Annotated in this window: 10 protein-coding genes; 4 read left to right on the forward strand and 6 right to left on the reverse strand. The window is 45.4% G+C overall.

Going from position 1 to position 18,564, the window contains the following annotated elements:
* Window positions 1–2: 2 nt before the first annotated feature.
* Complete coding sequence (locus ACYVNW_RS11985; RefSeq protein WP_460680107.1) at window positions 3–1,511, reverse strand: RagB/SusD family nutrient uptake outer membrane protein; 1,509 nt, start codon at window positions 1,509–1,511, stop codon at window positions 3–5.
* 18 nt (window positions 1,512–1,529) lie between these two features.
* Window positions 1,530–4,556 (reverse strand): SusC/RagA family TonB-linked outer membrane protein, encoded by a 3,027-nt coding sequence (locus ACYVNW_RS11990; RefSeq protein ID WP_460680108.1) that lies wholly within the window; start codon window positions 4,554–4,556, stop codon window positions 1,530–1,532.
* A 253-nt stretch (window positions 4,557–4,809) separates the two neighbouring features.
* On the opposite strand from ACYVNW_RS11990, the gene ACYVNW_RS11995 reads away from it, so the two are divergent.
* Window positions 4,810–5,514, forward strand: a complete 705-nt coding sequence (locus ACYVNW_RS11995; protein WP_460680109.1) for a hypothetical protein — start codon at window positions 4,810–4,812, stop codon at window positions 5,512–5,514.
* 110 nt (window positions 5,515–5,624) lie between these two features.
* Window positions 5,625–7,304, forward strand: coding sequence for a DUF5060 domain-containing protein (locus ACYVNW_RS12000; protein WP_460680110.1), 1,680 nt, complete (start codon window positions 5,625–5,627; stop codon window positions 7,302–7,304).
* Window positions 7,305–7,381: 77 nt separating this feature from the next.
* Here the strand turns inward: ACYVNW_RS12000 and ACYVNW_RS12005 are convergent, their stop codons facing one another.
* Entirely contained in the window at window positions 7,382–10,156 is a 2,775-nt protein-coding gene (locus tag ACYVNW_RS12005) for a glycosyl hydrolase 2 galactose-binding domain-containing protein (RefSeq protein ID WP_460680111.1), read from the reverse strand.
* Between the two features lie 590 nt (window positions 10,157–10,746).
* Window positions 10,747–10,884 (reverse strand): hypothetical protein, encoded by a 138-nt coding sequence (locus ACYVNW_RS12010; RefSeq protein WP_460680112.1) that lies wholly within the window; start codon window positions 10,882–10,884, stop codon window positions 10,747–10,749.
* A gap of 1,201 nt (window positions 10,885–12,085) precedes the next feature.
* Here ACYVNW_RS12010 and ACYVNW_RS12015 point away from each other — a divergent pair.
* Complete coding sequence (locus tag ACYVNW_RS12015) at window positions 12,086–14,587, forward strand: hypothetical protein (RefSeq protein WP_460680113.1); 2,502 nt, start codon at window positions 12,086–12,088, stop codon at window positions 14,585–14,587.
* A gap of 481 nt (window positions 14,588–15,068) precedes the next feature.
* Here the strand turns inward: ACYVNW_RS12015 and ACYVNW_RS12020 are convergent, their stop codons facing one another.
* Together ACYVNW_RS12020 and ACYVNW_RS12025 are read right to left on the reverse strand one after the other, a co-directional pair.
* Window positions 15,069–15,752, reverse strand: coding sequence for a response regulator transcription factor (locus tag ACYVNW_RS12020; protein ID WP_460680114.1), 684 nt, complete (start codon window positions 15,750–15,752; stop codon window positions 15,069–15,071).
* Window positions 15,742–17,103: a sensor histidine kinase gene (locus ACYVNW_RS12025; RefSeq protein ID WP_460680115.1), complete on the reverse strand. Its 1,362-nt coding sequence runs from the start codon at window positions 17,101–17,103 to the stop codon at window positions 15,742–15,744. The genes ACYVNW_RS12020 and ACYVNW_RS12025 overlap by 11 nt, the downstream gene beginning before the upstream one ends.
* Before the next feature lie 127 nt (window positions 17,104–17,230).
* On the opposite strand from ACYVNW_RS12025, the gene ACYVNW_RS12030 reads away from it, so the two are divergent.
* Window positions 17,231–18,559 carry a serine hydrolase domain-containing protein gene (locus ACYVNW_RS12030; RefSeq protein WP_460681014.1) on the forward strand — a complete coding sequence of 443 codons (1,329 nt, stop codon included), beginning with the start codon at window positions 17,231–17,233 and terminating at the stop codon, window positions 18,557–18,559.
* The last annotated feature ends 5 nt before the right edge of the window (window positions 18,560–18,564 follow it).

Genomic DNA, 18,564 nt, shown 5'->3' on the forward strand with positions numbered 1-18,564 from the left:
GCTTAATTGTTTAAGTTAGGGTTACGGTCAACTTCTGACTGGGGGATGGGGAAGAAATAAGGATCTGTGGTAACCGTTTTGCCATATTGCTTCACCAGGATATTTTCCATATTATGGGTTCTGCGCAAATCAAACAGGCGCTGGCCTTCAAAGCACAACTCCCACGAGCGCTCTTGCAATACGGCGTCGCGGAATTGCTGCAGGGATAAGCCCGGTGGCAAATTGCCCAGCCCGGCCCGGTTGCGAATCGCATTTACCGCAGCATACCCATCAGCAGTGGGCCCGCTGGCTTCAGCATATACCAGCAATACATCCGAGTACCGGAGGATAGGTGTGTTGCAGCTGGTTTGATCACCAGCCTGCCAGCCCGAATCATTAAATTTATTGCTAAACGGCCGGGTATAAGCATCGGTAATGCTGAGTACCTGCGTAGGGCCGCCGGTGCCGCCCAAGCCTGCATTCACGTTGTAAATAGTGGAGACGATTAACTGCGTTTTACGCTTATCATTCGGATCAAAGCTGTTGTAAAAGCCACCTTCTGTTAAGAATTCATTAAAGCCGCCAGGCACAAATACCCCATTGGGTAACTTAAAATTCAGGTTAGGCATAAACATTTTAGGTAACTTGGAGTACAAACCTTCGCCGGTACCAGTGCGGTCGGTTGAAGCATCCAATAAATGCTCAGGACCTGTCTTTTTATTGACATCATAGATGGACACCAAATCGGGATCTAAGCCGTATACGGTTTGATTTTTTACTACCATGCCCGAAAACTGCTGCGCCTTGGTATACATTTCATCAGCACTGGTCACAAAATCATATCCCGGCGAGCCAGTAGCTTTTGCTGAGGCCATGGTGAGGTAAACTTTGGATAACAAACCCCAAATACCTACCTGGTTAATGCGGCCTAAACGGCGTACCTGATCTGTCATACCAGCTGCTTTGGTTAAATCTTCAACAATCTGATTATAGATAGCCTGCATAGACGATTTAGGCAAATTGGTCTTGCTGGGGTCATCCACCGGCTCCAGGTGCATAGGCACTGAGCCGAACAGACGAACCAGGTTAAAATAATGAAGTGCGCGCAAGGCATAAGCTTCCCCCAAAACCTCATTTTTCGCGGCATCACTCATGGAAGATATGCGCGGTACATAAGCAATCACCAGGTTTGCCCGGTTGATACCCACATACGGCAACTGAAAGCCCGGGCGTAATACGCCGTTTACCGGGGTAGCCGCTAGTTTATCCAACAGTACCTCATCGGCACTTTTACCGCTCGCAATTTCAATATCTTCTGTGGGCGACTCGGTCAGCGTAATAAAATTCCGAGAATAATAGTCCAAATCCGGCAACACCGAATACGCATAAATTAAAGCAGAATTGGCATCAGCCTCAGTTCGGTAAAAATTTTCTGTAGAAAGAAAACCGTAAGGCTTTTCTTCCAGCTGTTTACGGCAAGCGGTAAGAGAAAGCGCAGCCACAGCGAATAGGATATAATTGATTTTTTTCATTACTTTTTATGTTAAAGTTTAGAAAGTCACGCTCAGGCCTATTGAATAGGCGCGCGGTTTGCGGTAGTTACCGGCAAACTGACCATTTTCCTGAACCTCAGGGTCGAAGCTGGGGTTGAATTTGGTGAACGTATATATGTTATTACCGGAGAAATAGACGCGAAGGTTAGAGACACCCTTAATCAGCCCCGGCTTAAAGTTATAACCCACATTGATGTTCTGGATGCGCAGAAAAGAACCATCCTCTACATACCAGCTTGAAGCGTAATTTACCCGGGTAGAGTTAACGCTTGGAAAATCATTGGTTGGGTTATCAGGCGTCCAGCGCTGTAATTGTGCGCTTGGAGTAAACTTGGAGAAGTTGAATACATCATTACCCTTTACACCATAAAACTGCGCATACAAATCAAAGCGCTGGAATTTGAGCGACGTATTGAAGCTGTAGTTAAACTTAGGGTTGGGGTTACCAATAATATACTTGCCATTTTGTCCTACTGGCAGCGGCCCGCCTGCAATGTAGCGTAAATCGCCAGCCTTTTGCACGGTACCATCTACCGGCGATACGCCACCGGTTTGCTGGATGATGCCCCCAAACAGATAACCTGCGAACACCAGTGCGGGCTGCCCGTTGATAAAGTAGTTTAACGGCGCCCTGATCGCTTCAATATCTCCCTGTGCAGCCTCAATAGCATTGCCACCACCAATGTTGAGCACTTTATTGCGGTTGATGTTGAAATTTCCGCCTATGCTCCAGCTTAGCTTGCCGTTCAAAATTTGAGCATTGGCGCCAATTTCTAAGCCTTTGTTATCAATTACTCCATCATTAATTTGAATTACGCTATAGCCCGATGACAAGGCCACTTGGTTAAGGCGCAACAAATCGGTGGTATGCTTGTAATAATAATCGGCTGTTAGCGTAAAGCGCTGGTCAAACAGGCCCAAGTCAAAACCAATGTCCAACTGGCGGGTGGTTTCCCACTTTAAGCTTTTGTTACCTAAGCCATTAAATACTTTACCGTTGGTATTGGAACCATCATAATAAAACGGCGGGCCATAACCAGTTTGAAAGCCACCATCTGTAAAATATTTGTAGCTGCCCAGCAGTGATAAAGATTGGTAGGGTGAAATCCCTTGATTACCAACCAAACCATAACTGCCCCTTATTTTCAGTTCGGAAACTTGCGGAATGGCTTTCATGAAAGCTTCCTCATTCACTTTCCAAGCGATTGCACCTGAAGGGAAGAAACCATATTTATTGTTTTCACCAAACTTGGATGATCCATCCGTACGGCCGGTAAACGTAAACAGATAGCGATCTAATAACGTGTAATTGAAGCGGGCGTAATAAGATTCCAGTACCGTGCGGGTAAGGTTATTGGCAACCACATATGTGGTAGCACCTGCCAAGTTTTCATTTTGTAAAATATCGTTCACAAACCCTTCGCCGGTAATGTTCGACGTGCGGGTGGTGGTGGTTTCGTAACTGGTACCGGCTACAACATTAAAGTGATGCGCTGCGCCGAAATTACGGTCGTAGGTTAAAAAGTTTTCTACCGTTAAGTGGTTAGAGTTGTAATTATCAACCGAGCCAAAGCCCTGAAACTGATAACCTGTACCTGTAGCATCGCGAGGCTGGTAATTATCGCCCACAGAATTACCATAAGCATTACTGATGCGCGAACGCAGATTTAATCCCTTAATAATATCCCAGCTTACAAAAGCTGAGGAAAGCAAATCAATGGTTTTGCTTTTGTTCAGCACTGTATTAGCAATCTGTAGCGGGTTACCGAAATCATTGGTTCCAATATGAAAGTAGCTGCCATCAGGATTATAAGCCGGAAAGATGATGTTCCGGTCGACTGACAAACCCTGTCCATAGTTTTTGGTCCATGTGGAGATCACGTTGATCCCTACAGTGAGGTTCTCCTTCAGCTTTTGCTCGAGATTTACACGGCCTGTATATTTTTCATAACCATTTTTGATGGCCAGCCCCTGCTCATTATAGTAGTTACCTGAAACAGAGTACTTCGTTTTTTCGGTACCGCCGTCTGCCGAAAGCGTGTAACTGTGTGAAAGCGGGTTACGATAAACCAACTTGGCATAATCAGTATTGTATGGCCACCTGGGTTTGGTTGGGTCAATACCCCGCAATTCAGCTACTGAAGGATAATAAATGCCGCTGTAATTCTGACCAATATACAACGGTGCTTCACCGCCATTTATGCGCGACTCGTTACTGATAACGGCTACATCTACCGGGTCATGAAACACATCCAGCTGATTGGACAGCGTAGATAATGTAGTTAAAGTATTGAGTGAAATGCGGGCCTGCCCTGCTTTACCCCGTCGTGTAGTAATCAGAATGACCCCATTGGCACCGCGCGAGCCATAAATAGCGGCCGACGATGCATCTTTCAATACCTCTATAGACTCAATATCATCCGGGTTTACCTGTTTAATATTCCCGGCGTCACCTAATGGAATCCCATCAATCACAACCAAAGCGTTGGCATCGCTCCTTGACCCAAAACCACGTACACGGATGGTAGCACCAGCGCCCGGCTGACCGGAAGGTGCAATTACCTGCACGCCCGGAATCTTGCCTTGCAGGAGATTATCCACGTTAGCTGCAGGTGTACGATTGAGGTCACTGCCCTTAATGGACCCCACCGAGCCGGTGACATCACTCTTTTTGGTTACACCATACCCTACTACCACTACTTCATTTAAATCGCGCTGGGCATTTTGCAAGGAAACTTCAAGTTTAGTTTGAGTTGCTGCAACCGGCACTTCGCGGGTTTGCAGGCCAATAAAGCTGAACACCAGCGTCCCCTCAGGACCCGGTAAATTGATGGTAAAAGCGCCCTTTGCATCGGTAACGGTGCGGGTGCCGGCGCCCTTAACAGCAACGGTTACGCCCGGCAAAGTAATACCCTGCTGGTCTGATACCACCCCTGTTACCGGCCTTTGCTGCGCCCATGCATTGATGGCATGAGTGCACAGCAAAAATGCACACAGCAATGTTGTGTAAAAAAATGTCCTCATAATTTTGAATTGGTTAATGAGGACAATATTAGTTTCGGGCAGCCGGGCTACTGTCCACTATTATTTCATTATAGTACAGTAATAGCCCCATGCAGCAGATTTTCAAGAATTGGGTTTGCCATCAATACTACCTTATTTGCACTGATAAACTTTTTTTGGCCCGCAGATAGATGGTGTACCCTTTTGCAATTGTAGTGTACCGCTTCCTACCTATTGCCGCCTTAAATTGCGCTTAACCAACAAAACCATTTTTATGAGAAAACATGTAAAATTAATGAAGGCAGGCAGCATTGCGATGCTGTTGGCAACAGTTTTTACCGCCTGTAAAAAAGATGCTAAACCTGTTACTGATGCAAATGCATCAACACAAACCACTGCACGGGCTGCTGTGCCGCAAAGCGCCTTTAACTTTTGGGGTAATTGCCTGCAGCCTTACAACATTTCGGGTAGCAACGGCATTTGTGTACCGCTGGGCAGCTGTGGTTCGCAAAATAACGCTGCGCAACAAAAAGTTGGGCAAACAGCAACGGGCCTGCAATTTAACGGCGCCTTTAAAGGCGGTAAAAATGCCAGTAGCGGGGCAAGTGAGGAAGCCGTTTTTCTGTGTGATAACGTATCAACCTGGCAAGGCAACGAAATGGGTTTCGTAAAAACCTTAGACAACAATGACCTGAAGGCTTACATTCAGCACGGTATTGGAAACGGACAGGTAGAGTACAAATACCAAGTGGTGCTTACTAATGATAACGGTTACCACACCTTTAAATGCCAGGCCCGTTCGGATAACCACAACATGGTTGATTTTTATGTAGATGGCACTTACAAATGCACATTAACCAGCACACAAGGCGGCAGCTACTATGGTAACTACTTTTACTTTGTAGGCACCAACCACTGGTACGGTGGCACTGACCCTACCGGGCAGCAAATTGAAATGTATAACATGACTACTTATTAAAGCCAGATCATCCATTTTTACAACAAAGGGATTGCAGTAACGCAATCCCTTTGTTGTAACTATTATTATTTATCCTGTAGCTTTACATCAACTATTCGCTTAACAATCCCATGAAAAAATATTTGCTGGTATTAGGGCTTTGTTCTCTCAACTATGCATGTGCGCTGGCACAAATTCAACATATTAGTGGTGTAACACCACACCCAGCCCGATATCAAAAAACAGAATTCAATATCCAATTGAATGAACGCTGGCAAAACCCCTATCAGCAGGAAGATGTTGCGCTAGATATGCTGCTGACTTCACCATCAGGCAAAAAGTTAGCACTGCCATGTTATTATGAATCCGGCGAAAGTGGACGGATGTCTTTATGGAAAGCCCGTTTTGCACCGCAAGAAAAAGGCCGGTACCAATATCGTTTTCAACTGACTAAGGCCGGCAAGGTGGTTTCGGTCTCACCGAAGGCGATTTTCGCGGTAGCGGCGTCTGCAAAAGGTGGCTTCTTGCATGCAGGCAGCAATTGGACCTTGCAGTTTGATAACGGCAAACCGTTTAGAGGAATTGGTGAGAATGTGGCCTGGGAGTCGAGGATACATGATGACTCTAAATACTTAAGCAAGCTGCACGAACAACCTAAATACAGTTATGATTACATGCTGCGTGCACTCGCTCAGCATGGCGGCAATTTTTACCGCACCTGGATTTGCCCCTGGAACCTGCCTTTAGACTGGCAGAAGGATTTTAACAACAACCGGTACACCCCTGCTGATGCTTATTATAATCCGAGCGCTATTCAGCGGATAGATCACGTGGTACAGCTTTCAGATTCGCTGGGGCTGTACATGATGCTCACGTTAGGGCCGGGCAATTACCAGCTGAACAGCGGCGGATTTGCATCAACAGCAGCCGATTTTTTTGTAAATCCGCTCAGTAAAATGTGTTACAAAAACCGGCTGCGCTATATTGTTGCCCGTTGGGGTTACAATACCAGCATTGCGGCTTGGGAATTTTTTAATGAAGTTGACAATGTGCAGTTTGGCGATAAAAATCATCCCATAAGTGCAGATGCTATTACACAATGGCATGACGAGATGAGCAATTACCTGCAGCAAATTGACCCTTACCATCATTTAATTACCACCAGTATTTCGCACCGGGATGTGAAGGGGATGAATACGTTGCCAGCTATCGACATTAATCAAAAGCATATTTACAAAAACACCGCCGTTATACCTGCTACCATTAATGAGTATGAAGACCGCTTTCATAAGCCTTATGTTATAGGCGAATACAGCTACGAGTGGGACTGGGCCAAAAACTTTGATGATTTCGCATCCGAAATGGATAGCGACTATAAACGCGGCTTATGGTATGGCTTGTTCTCACCAACACCTATACTGCCTATGAGTTGGTGGTGGGAATATTTTGATAACCGTGGTACTGATGCCTACCTTAGCAGGATACGGTTTATTTCCACCCGGATGTTAAATGCCGGCAAGGGCTCGTTTCAGCAGATCAATCTGCCACACGTACAACCAGGCATTACCACACTGGCCGTACGCTGCGGAACGGAGAAATTTATTTATGTGTACAATGCTACTTCCCAGGGGCAGCAGCTGGCCATGCCACCAGATATAGGTTTAAATGCCCGCAGTAAAGTTCAGCTCTATCAATGTGATACAGGTCACCTTACCCCGGTGCAAATCAAAAGGGTAAAAGGCAACGGGTACATGGCACCTCCTTTAACTTTAAACCCGCATAGTGATGTGATATATATCATAAAAATTTAAAGATTGAGCCTATTAAAAAAAGAGCGGATTTTTGCCGCTCTTTTTTGTAATGGGTAATTTGGTTTAGGGTTTAAATATTATTGCAGCGGAAGCTCTTGTGCTGGCGTATTCCAGCCGCCAACCGCTAATGAGATTTTGCCATTGTTTAATTTAGCAAGTGGTGCACTTACTGTAACCTGCATACTTTGGTGCGGCGCCAGCGTTACATAACTGGCCGACCAGTAGCTGGGCATTACCTCCTGCCCTGCCACCATGAGCTGCGGGCGCACAAAGAAAGCGATTTGATTGCTGTTGTTGGTTAGCTCTACCTTCCACCCACGGGAAGCGTAGCTTCTTGTACCACCAGCTACCTTTACCTGCACCTGCGTTTTAGTCATGGTATTTAACACGTGATAATCGTTACCCGGTGCCATCCAGTAGGTGTTGCATGACAAGGTTTGCCCCTGTGCATTCTTCAGCGTAAGCAGCACAAAGCTGAAGCTGTTTGCCTTCTTCAGCGCGTCACTTAACGGAATCACCTCCTTTACACTCTCATCAGGCAGGCTTACGGTGCCGGTTTGCCGGTACACAGGCTTGCTGTTGATGTCAAAAACTGTTGCTTCGGCGGTGAGGTTGCCGGTAGGCCGATGGGTGCGGTTAAGCACTGCTACGGTAGAGTCATTCTGATTAAACTGCACATGCACGGGCTCACAGGCGGTCTGCATAAAATAGTAACCGGCATTTGGCTCCAAATACCAGTCATAAATTTGCCAGATCACACTCGGAAATGCAGCATTCAGTTTCCACAGCATTACCCCACCGGTTTCGGTAAGCTTATGGCCGGCAGCCTCGAATATGCCCTGATAGCCAGTCGCATTCATTAACTGCATTTTATTTGAGAAATCAAGCCGTGTAACGGGCTGGCCATACCGCTTTACCATGCCTTTGTAATATTCGTCATATTTGCCTGCACCCGTAGCAGCATCATGATAACCCCAGCTATTATTGAGCGGAAATGGCAATGATTTATCCCAGGTCGTATCCGGAATATTCATTTTCAACGTATTATAGGGTGGTTGTGAAGGAATGCCGGTTTCATCCTTAAATACCCAATCTCGACCGGCATCTGCCAACCGGTAATATTCTTTCGGGTCTTGCCAGGCATAAGGGCCACCACTGTACACACCGGTTTTCTGGCCGTCGGGGTAAGTGCCCGGCCAGCCATCGGGCAATTTGGCAAAGCCTGATGAGCTGGGAATAAAAGGCCTTGTACCATCCAGCGCAATAATACTGTTGCGCATGGCATCATACAATTGGCGGCGGGCATGCCCCTCGTTGCCGCCCGTCCAAACCAATAGGCTGGGATGATTACGGATGCGATAAATGGTGCTGAGTACGTTTTCAATGAATACATTTCCCTCCAGCGGCCAGTCGGGCGAACCTTTAAACTCACCCTGGGTATCACCGGTAATCCAAAAGTCTGACCATACCATCAGTCCGTACCGGTCAGCAGCATTCCAAAAAGCATCAGGAGGGGTAATACCGCCACCCCAGATGCGCACCAAATTTACATTGGCATTACGGCATAAATGCAGCTCATCATCATACCGGGCCGAATCTCGGTTTACCAGCATATCGGGCACCCAGGCGCCGCCGTTAAGGTGCACCCGTTTGCCATTCACAAAAAACTCTCGGCGGGTAAAGCCTTTTACCTCAGTAGCACGGGTACTTACCGTACGAATACCGAATATCATGGTGGTGTCGTCGCTCAGGCCGCGCTGATTATCTTTGTACTGTAGGCGTATGCGGTAGAGGTTAGCGCGGCCATAACCGTTGGGCCACCACAACCGGGGCTGTTTAACTAACATACTTTTTACCTGATCGGCATCTAACTGCATCTGCACAGCGCCATTAGCCTTTATATTTACCGGCTGCGATATTGCAATACTACCGCCGGTAAAATTTTCAGGACTGATGTTGATCTGGAGTTTGCCTTTAGAGGAAACGGCAGTGTGATTAGTCAGCATCAAATTCAAGCTCAATTTAGCGACACTGGTATCAGGCAGATTGGGAAGCTCTGTTTTCAACTGCGGCCGGCCAACCGTAACGCCGCCGGTAGTCAGCAGGTACACCGGCTGCCAAATGCCCATATTACGGTCGTGTACCGGGGGTATCCAATCCCATCCTGCGGAGCAGAGCATGGTTACATTTTTGCCGATATCACCTGTAGGGCCACCGTTTTCATAAAATGGCCCCAATGCTTCCAGTTGTTCTTTGGCAGGATAGCCGGCCACATCAAGCGGGTATATTTTTACTGCCAGCGCATTGCTGCGGCCGGCTACAATATGGTTGCTTACTTCCAGATTGTGTTCGGCAAACATGCCTGCCATTTGCGAAGAGTCGGCAATGCGTTTACCGTTCAGCCAAACTTCTGCACGGTAGTTAATGCCTTTAAACACCAGCTGAAAAGTGCGCCCCTTATCAGCAGCGGGCACTGTAAACGTAGTACGGTACCAGTACGGCCTTCGCCAAGGGTTTACTTTGCCGGGCATGTGACTGTACTGAATCAAATTATATTCTTTATTGAACTGATCAGATGCATCAGGAATGTGCATATTGTTCAGTCCCTGATATGGATCGGGATAAACCTTATTGGCTACCAGGCCGGCCAGAACAGTAGAAGGCACTTTTACCGTATACCAATGCTCGCCGTTACCCTGGTAAGCAGTCGAAGATAACTTGCTGCCCGGGGCTTTGATAATTTCTGAAGATTGCAATTGAAAGCTGCCCAGTTTTACCATTTTATGCTGGCCAAGTACCGGACACACATCCCCCAAGGCAAAAGCCAAGAGGAAAAAGAAAATTTTTGTCATAATCAATAAATGAATAAGCGCCCAGATTGGCGATAGTAAATCTGTTGCTGTAAATTAGGTTTCAATATTACAACTTGATGTGTTATAACCACTGCACTCATCTTGCAATTAAGTAAACAATAATTGCATGTAAGATGAAGATCCGGATTATTAATTAGATACGGTATTGTGGCTATTATCGTCATCTACATTTTTTTTACTGTGGTGAAGTTTTCAAAGCATAGATATTCATACAGAAATCACGCAGATATTAGATCATAAGGTAGAAAAATACGATTCAAGTAACCAAAATCCACCCAGGACAAGAAACAATGGTTGCCAGTATGAGCGTCGCTCAGGTAAGACTGCCCTCTATTATCATTGTGCAAAAAGGGCATTATGCGTCCTTACTGATTCACTCACTATTTACCTGATGTAATTTGATTACCAACCTTAATAATTAAAGATAGCAGTTTTATATGCCCCCCGCATCTTAAACTGGCTATCCATCATCTTCCGCTAAACTTAACGATGGTTTGGTGGCACAGGGCAATCAGTGGGTGATTAACTTTATGGCTATTATAAAAAGGGTTGACGAATTAGTCATCCCTTTACTGGCCAAACAGTGCAGCTATCTCACTTCCAGTCGAGATATCACTTACAATATATTTCACCTCAAAGCCATTTCCCTGGTACTGCAGCTCGTTGGCTTCAGCTGCGGCAATATCTTCCGGCTGTGCCAGAAGCAATTAATCTTTACCGCTATAGTTAGGCCAAACATATTCTTACTTTTAATCAATGGGGATATCCCTGAAAAAGTTAACAAAGAAAAATCCTGATTTCAAACAGTTATAGTCACATCAGTTAATTGGCGTAATATCTGCTCCACGCGGTGTGCGGTAGTAAAAAGATGACCGATACCGGCAGACCGTCCAAGCACCTCCTTTCCGGCTAGCAACAATACTGAGTAGATAAGGAAACATTTCAGGTGTTTGCTACGTAATTTTTGCTCATAAATAGCGATAGTAACAAAGGAGATAGCTGGCCGTGACTACAGCCCCTTTAATTAACAGCGCCTGATGGCCGTCCTAAACATTAGAAGTTAGGTTTGCCAAATAAGCATTCAAAGTTTTCACCTTAGCTTTGTTGGCGGCAGCTTGGCCCGCCTTGCTGTTCCATCGTGCGGGTCAATGTCACGTCCGGCGGAGGCTTTTTTTGTCTCCTGTCAACAGTGATGGCCATGTAAAATAGGTACAGGGTCGAAAAGCAGTGCTTCGCTTTTTTGATCTAAAACAGTAAGCTTTAGTTCGTTTTCATTTCTGCGGGGCAATAAAATGAGTAAAACAAAGATAAGCTTGCAATCCAAGAACATCAAGATGTTCAGCGCGTGAAACAAGCTAAAGATTAATGTACTGGTGCAGATTCGGTAAGTCGTTCGGTTCCTTTTTTTCACTCACCGAATTATGCACTTAATTGATGTGAAATAGTAGATAATATAGGGGTTTGATGATCAAACAAAAGCCTGCAAATAGCTAATTTGCAGGCTTTTGTTAAATTTTGATGTTGATCTCAGTAGCCCGTAGGGGAATACGCCTGCATCCATAACCTACTTACTTTCAATATGTTGCATTGGCTTCATTTTCGTATTCACCGAATTACTCACCAATATATAATGCGATTTGATTGCAAATCTGAATAGTTAAAGATAACAGTTTATTATCAATAGACAGTACAAAATAGTCAGTTCAATGGAGCTTCCATAAATTAAGTTGTTTATTCATTGAAAAGTTAAATTGCAAGATGATTAAAGGCAAGTCGATGCATTGCGGTTATCAAGTCTTTGACAGGAACTCCTTAGGACGATATTTGCGCTTAAGCCAGATATTAATGGTAACTTTAAATAAAAATAATAATGCTTAACCGGCAAACACTCAAAAAACGAGCACTTAAATGAATGCCAGTCAAACCATTTCTATAACCGCACTTGTGCTGCGTGGCAATCATCTGAAAATGAGCGAGCACCTCTCTAACGGAGAGGCGCTGGTTTCGCAAAATGGCAAGTTTTTAGCCTTGATTGGCAATGACGGCCGCCTATGCATCTATCAGCGTAGAGCAGGCGGGAACCAGGCTGATTTGTATCATTGTGCGCTGATGACGGGCTGGCCTGCCGGCGCATACCAAGGTATGCTTCAGACCAATGGAGTTTTCATGATCACCGCAGTAAGTGATCAACCCGGAGCTTCCACTGTGGTTTGGTCTTCCAAGACAGAGCATGGATTTGATGTGGCTTATTTTTTAATTATACAGAATGACGGCAATTTGTCTGTTTACGGTGGCACGGGACCTACTAACTACCGGGAAAGGCGCTGGTCAACGGCAACTTCGATAAGTACTGAAGATGTACTCAAGCCTCCGCCGGCACCTGAAGAAATTGTGATGGGCACCACCATGGCGTACCCCAGTGGGGTATCCTGGGGCATGCTTCCCAACGAGCCGGTGCGACAACAATTCCGGGTGCAAAAAACAGGTTGCCCTGTAACTTTATTTATCGGGATGGGCAATAATCAAAACCCATACGACGCAAAAATCAGGTTTCTACGCGGAACGGACGAAATTTTTGAACGATCCTACTCCCATCTGGTGCAAAGAAGCCAGGATTGGACAACGCCTTACCCGCTGGATGGATTTTCCGAAACGCTGTTGCGTGGAGAGTCCATCACAATAGAACTTACTGTCTTCCAAGAAGTGGGTATTGAACCGGTATACGCGAGCCTTGATGATTATCCGAAAGGTATCATCAACAACAGCGCGGCTGCGATCAAATTTTATCTGGATGGCATCACCCGATCTGATACCAATATAGATTTCCATAAAAGTGTCAATGGCCAGATTCTGCTGCGCGACGGCACAGAACCGGTAGTTGCCGTCGGACAGGAAATGACAGTGCGCCTGAACACAGAGGAACAGATACTGGAAACTACTTGGTATTTTCCTCCGCAAGCAGTCACCAGATGGGAGCAGTCAAGACAACTTGGAGTGATGGCCTCCCAGGCAGAAATCTTTGAACTAAGGAGTTTGACTCCCACTTTCTTTTACTCTCAAAAAGGACGCTATTCCGAAAGGGTGAGTTGGGTAACAAGAGACACACACGGAATAGAAACACGTGGGGAGGGTAGGACACCTGTTTGGAGGGTAACTGGTTTGGAAGGCTGTCGCGTGACGGGCAAATCCCACCCTGTAGCTGTGCACCGCCTGCGCAGAGGGGCAGTAAGGTTGCAGCTCGGATCCAGTGAAGTTCCGGGAATGATTATCAGATTTGAGGCGGCGATGGAGGAAGGGGCTGGAAATATGGAATTATCCGTTATTCAATTTGTGAAGGGAACCCGAAGGTTTACAAAAGCCGACGGTTCGACGTTTTTACTGAGCACGGGTGAAGAATGGTATCTTGACCGCACGGATGATTACCCAGAGATCTATTATAAAGCCCGGGACGAGGATAGTGGTTCACATGCTGTGTTGGTAGGCGAAGTTCCGCGTAAAGTATTTATGCTTGATAATCCGTCTTCATATTTAGACCAGCTTAACCTTGGCGTGAGAATAGATGAGACTTTCAGAACCTATCTGGTGGTCCGGCCAATAGTGCCCGATCCGGCCAAAGCACGCTGGAGTACCGTAGGGTATGTGGAGTGGTCTTGGAGCGCTGCGATATCCCGGGCATCAGTCGAAGAGTTATGGCCTCAAGAACCGGCTACATCGTATGTTACTCCTGACACGGCATTGGTCATGACCGAGACGGATAGATTGCCGAACTGGGCACATGACACTCGGGAGCTGGTCACACGGGCGAAGTCAGCATTTCCACAAGAGTCACTGTCTACGCCGCCAGCAACGGGGATTTCCAAGGCCGAAATCGTTGAAATCAAAGCGCATGGCGTAATGACCAGTGAGCTCAAACGTCAGATTGAAGAAACGATTGGTGTTCCCGTATCTAACTTGCATCATGATGTGTCTTCCTGCTTACTTTGGGCGGAACTTGCCGATGCCAACAAAGCACTCTCTGTCCCCGGAATAGCATCAGTCAGCGCCGTCGAACCGGCCAGGCGGTACTCACTAGCGCACAGTGATGTCCCGCATACGATGACAGTTGATGTAGCGCCCTTTAATCTTTATAAAGATTCGGTAACCAATTTTAGATTTGCGGAGGCTTTCAGCCTTTACACGCTGAGTGAACTGGCAGAGCTACTGGTCACGGAAAGTGCCAGACGATATCCTCATACGACGCTCGGCGCACAGATCGTGTCCGCCGATACGCTTTTTTTAACTTTTTCTTCGGGGATAGACGAGGATTTTCTCAGGTGGGTAGCTTCTTATAATCAAGTAAGCATGGCGGTTCGCGCGCAGGCTTTTCGTTCAGATGATCCGCCACCAGTCCATGACGGCCCGCTGATGTAGTGATTTTATGGCAATTTTATAAGCACGTTTTTAATAAGTCAGACAGCTTATTAAAAACGTGAAGATCTGTTAAACAACTGGAAATTCCGTTGAACTTGATCACTCTATCCCCGCAAAAAGCCTAAGCTCGGGAGCTACTGCAAATTCATGTAATTGTAAAACTCCCTCCCAAAACTGGACGGGACATGCGTTCTATCCAATATCTTGCTGTTTTCCAATATTTTATGAAATTTTCAAATCAGTACTCACTAGATGCTCACCAATTTTCATACTAATTGACTGTAATTGTCTTATATTATGAAAGTTACGCAACATTCCTTAAAATGCAAATCGTAATACCATATAAAATGAACCTGATCGGTTCGCCATTTCCCTTTCGGGAGCCCCAATAAGACTAAAGTCGAACTAATTAATGGATGATCTAAAGCGTATGATATGGTAATACATGGCGTTGATAAAAATAATTTCAAGAATATTAAGTTCAGCAGTCCTCATTCAGCCTAAAACCGACTCCGCGTATACTTTCAAGCTGAACGCGCGAATCGGCAGACAGATATTTGCGTAACCGGCTGATAAATACATCCAGGCTGCGCCCGTTGAAAAAATCCGGCTCTCCCCAGAGTTCACGTAAGACATCATCTCTATTGACCAGATTATTCTTATTGCTGGAAAGCATTTTTAATAACAGGGCTTCCTTTTCAGTAAGCGCTCTCTCACCCAACGGCCCGGCAAGCAACAGATTGTTAAAGGCAAACCTAAACGCTCCAAATTGATATACCTCTGGATCATGTTTGCCAGGCTTGCTTCTTTTTAAAATATTATGCAGGCGTAAAACCAATTCTTCCACATCGAAAGGTTTCCTGATGTAATCTTCGGCACCCAAGCCGAAGCCTTTCAGTACGTCCTGCTTTTGATCTCTTGCCGTTAGAAACAGAAAAGGTACTTGCGGATGACTGCCTGTAAGGTATTTGGCCAGGGTAAATCCGTCTTCCCTGGGCATCATCACGTCAACCAGCAGCAAATCATAGCTTTTTTCCGATAATAACTGGCGTGCAATGACACCATCCCGCGCACACTGTACTTTAAAAGCGCGCATTTGCAGGTACTGTGCCAGATGGGTAGCTAAATCCTCATCATCTTCAACAAGCAGTATGCTATATTTCATTACCAGGAAGAATTAACTGGAAACAATTGCCTTCAAGGGTAGGCTGGTATTTAAGCTGTCCTCCAAGTGCGGCCGCATTTTTCTGACTGAGGTACAAGCCCAAACCGAGACCTTTAACTGTGTGATTGTCCTCCTTTTCAGGTATCCTGTAAAATTTGTCAAACAAATAAGAGCGGTATTGCTGCGGAATAGTTTCCCCTTCATCCTCTACCTCAACTATGCAGGTCTTGCCCGTCGTATAAAACCGAATTATAATTGCTGTTCCTGGCTGACTGTACTTGATTGCGTTATCCAATAGGTTTCCTATGATGCTTGCTAATAATGTTTCGTCAGTAAAAATTAGTTGATCACCATTGCACTCAATCTGCAGCTGATGCATGGCAACGGGCTGGTTATCCACCAGGTCATTCAGCCAAGCCCGAACATCAACAGATCCGGTATTAACATGTAACGGACCTGTCATGGCGCTTTCCAGAACCTGATCTACCGTTTTAGCAATCTTACTATGCTGCTTCTCCAGCGATAAAAGCTGCTGGTGAAACGCTTCTTTGTCCTTTGCGGCATCTATAATTCCCAACGTTTTAATAATTATTCCGGCAGTACTTAACGGTGTTTTCAGTTCATGCGTGATGTTATGCGCAAAATCGGTTTTCATATCCGCTATTTTCTTTTGCCGGAGCAGCGCCGCTATAATGCCATACAACACCAGTACGATTAATATCACCAAGCCTGCACCTAAAAGAAACGTGGCTGTTAATCGCTTCAGCGCCTGTGATCGCCAGTCTGCAAGGTCCGCATATTGTCGTATACTGACTTCGAGTGTGCAGGTAATGGACTGGCCATTTGCCTTTACAAGGTCGAAAGTGGTGCTTTGAGCGCCATTGCTAATGAGTAATCTCTTTTGCGGAAGAATATGCTCACCAGCAACCTCTACCGGCAGCTCTTTGTCTGATAACAGTGTGTCAGCGTTATTACCCTGCCAAAGTAGGATGCGGAAATAGCTTAAATTGTAATGCACGTGGTTCAGTTCCGGCACTTTGCGGATAGCTGATGATAATGCTAAACGTTGCGCTTGGTTGTCTTTGGCGATTTGTGTACGAATAGCAGCCAAAATATTTTTTGATAAAGCTGGACGATCCTTTACAACTTCGATAATCGAGGTAACAGCTCGACTATGCACGTTTTCTATCGGTTCGCGTAAATGTTCGACTATAGCCTCGCGGATTTCGCTGACATATTTTCCCTTTTCCAGCCGGTAGGTTTTGATGATAAGCAGGTATTGCAGCACGCAAAACAAACCAACAATCAATCCGCAACCCGCTATAAGCAATCTAATGTTGTTCTTGAACATCAAGTCAAATATAGGCAGTTTGATGGTACAGCAACAGATGCTGACCTGACATTAACCTTTCATTAACCTATCGTTCGATTAGATAAAATAATATTTGCACGCTAACATAAATATGAATTTAAATCTCATGAACTTTTTCCGCAGCTTTTCATTAATAACAATTGTATGCACTTTATCTATAAGCATATTATTTGGTCAGACGAAACAAAGGGATATTATAACGTCTTCCAATTTGGACTTACAAAAACGTATTGACCAGTACCTGTCAGCTCTAACACGACTTAAGAAGTTTAACGGCTGTGTTTATATCTGTAATCAGGATCAGGACGTTCTGAAGAAAGCTTACAATCTATCGACTAATCCGCATAGCAGTTTGCGCGTTGATAATACCAGCCAGTTCGATATACACTCTGTAAGCAAGCTGATGGCCTATGGCATTCTGGTAAAGATGCAAGAAGAGCATAAAATAAAACTGACAGATACGTTAAGTAAATACCTGCCTCATTTTTCTAACAGCAACCAAATCACGATCAATCAACTCCTGCACCACAGCTCTGGCCTACCGCGTGAGCTTACTAAAAAGCCTGAGCATGCATTATCGTTGTCACCTGACGAAATTATAGCGGCAGCAAGCGAGGAGAAACTGGAATTCGCCCCCGGAACCAGTACCTTGTACTCTAACGTGGGTTATGAGGTAGTGTACTATCTGATTGGAAAGCTTACCGGTAAATCTTTTGTGCAGTGTGTGAAAGAGTACATTTTCGATCCGTTGCATATGAATGCATCAGGCGCTCACTTTTTTATCCGTCATGCCAATCTGAAGCATCCGGCCCAGAATCACCAATTGCAAAACAGAAAGATTACCCGCATACCGAATATCACTCCGGATGAGTTTCCCACTGCACGGATTTATTCCACTACAGGCGATTTGATGTTATACCTGCGATCCCTGCAAGATGAGCCGTTTCGCTCTGCTCTTAGTGACAGCTTGCGTGTGATTCAGAAGAATGGTGGAGCGGATGGTATTAGGGCGCAAATCTATACTCATACACAGCTGAACTACAGCTTTGTACTGCTCTCTAATTATGACGAAATCCCTTTTCAGCAAACCATCAATGATCTGGTCAACATTATAGAGGGAAAACCCTACCAGTTCCCTGTTGAAATCAATAGGAAAGCACCCCCTGTACCTGTAGCTGTTTTAAAACGGTATACCGGTACCTACGACTTTGCAGAAGCTAACCATACAAAGCTGGAGTTTAGGGTAGAAGGTATCAAACTGACACTCTTTAAGGATGGAAAGAAGTTAACAGATCTCTTCTCAGAAAACGAAACGATGTTTTTTGAAGATGCCAAGTCAGCTGAGTGCTTTGAGTTCAAGCCGAATGGAAGTAGCTGGGAAATTATCTGGACGTATCAGGGCGTGAAGTTTAGAGGAGAAAAAATTAGAATATAAAGATG

The sequence above is a fragment of the Mucilaginibacter koreensis genome (assembly GCF_054783355.1).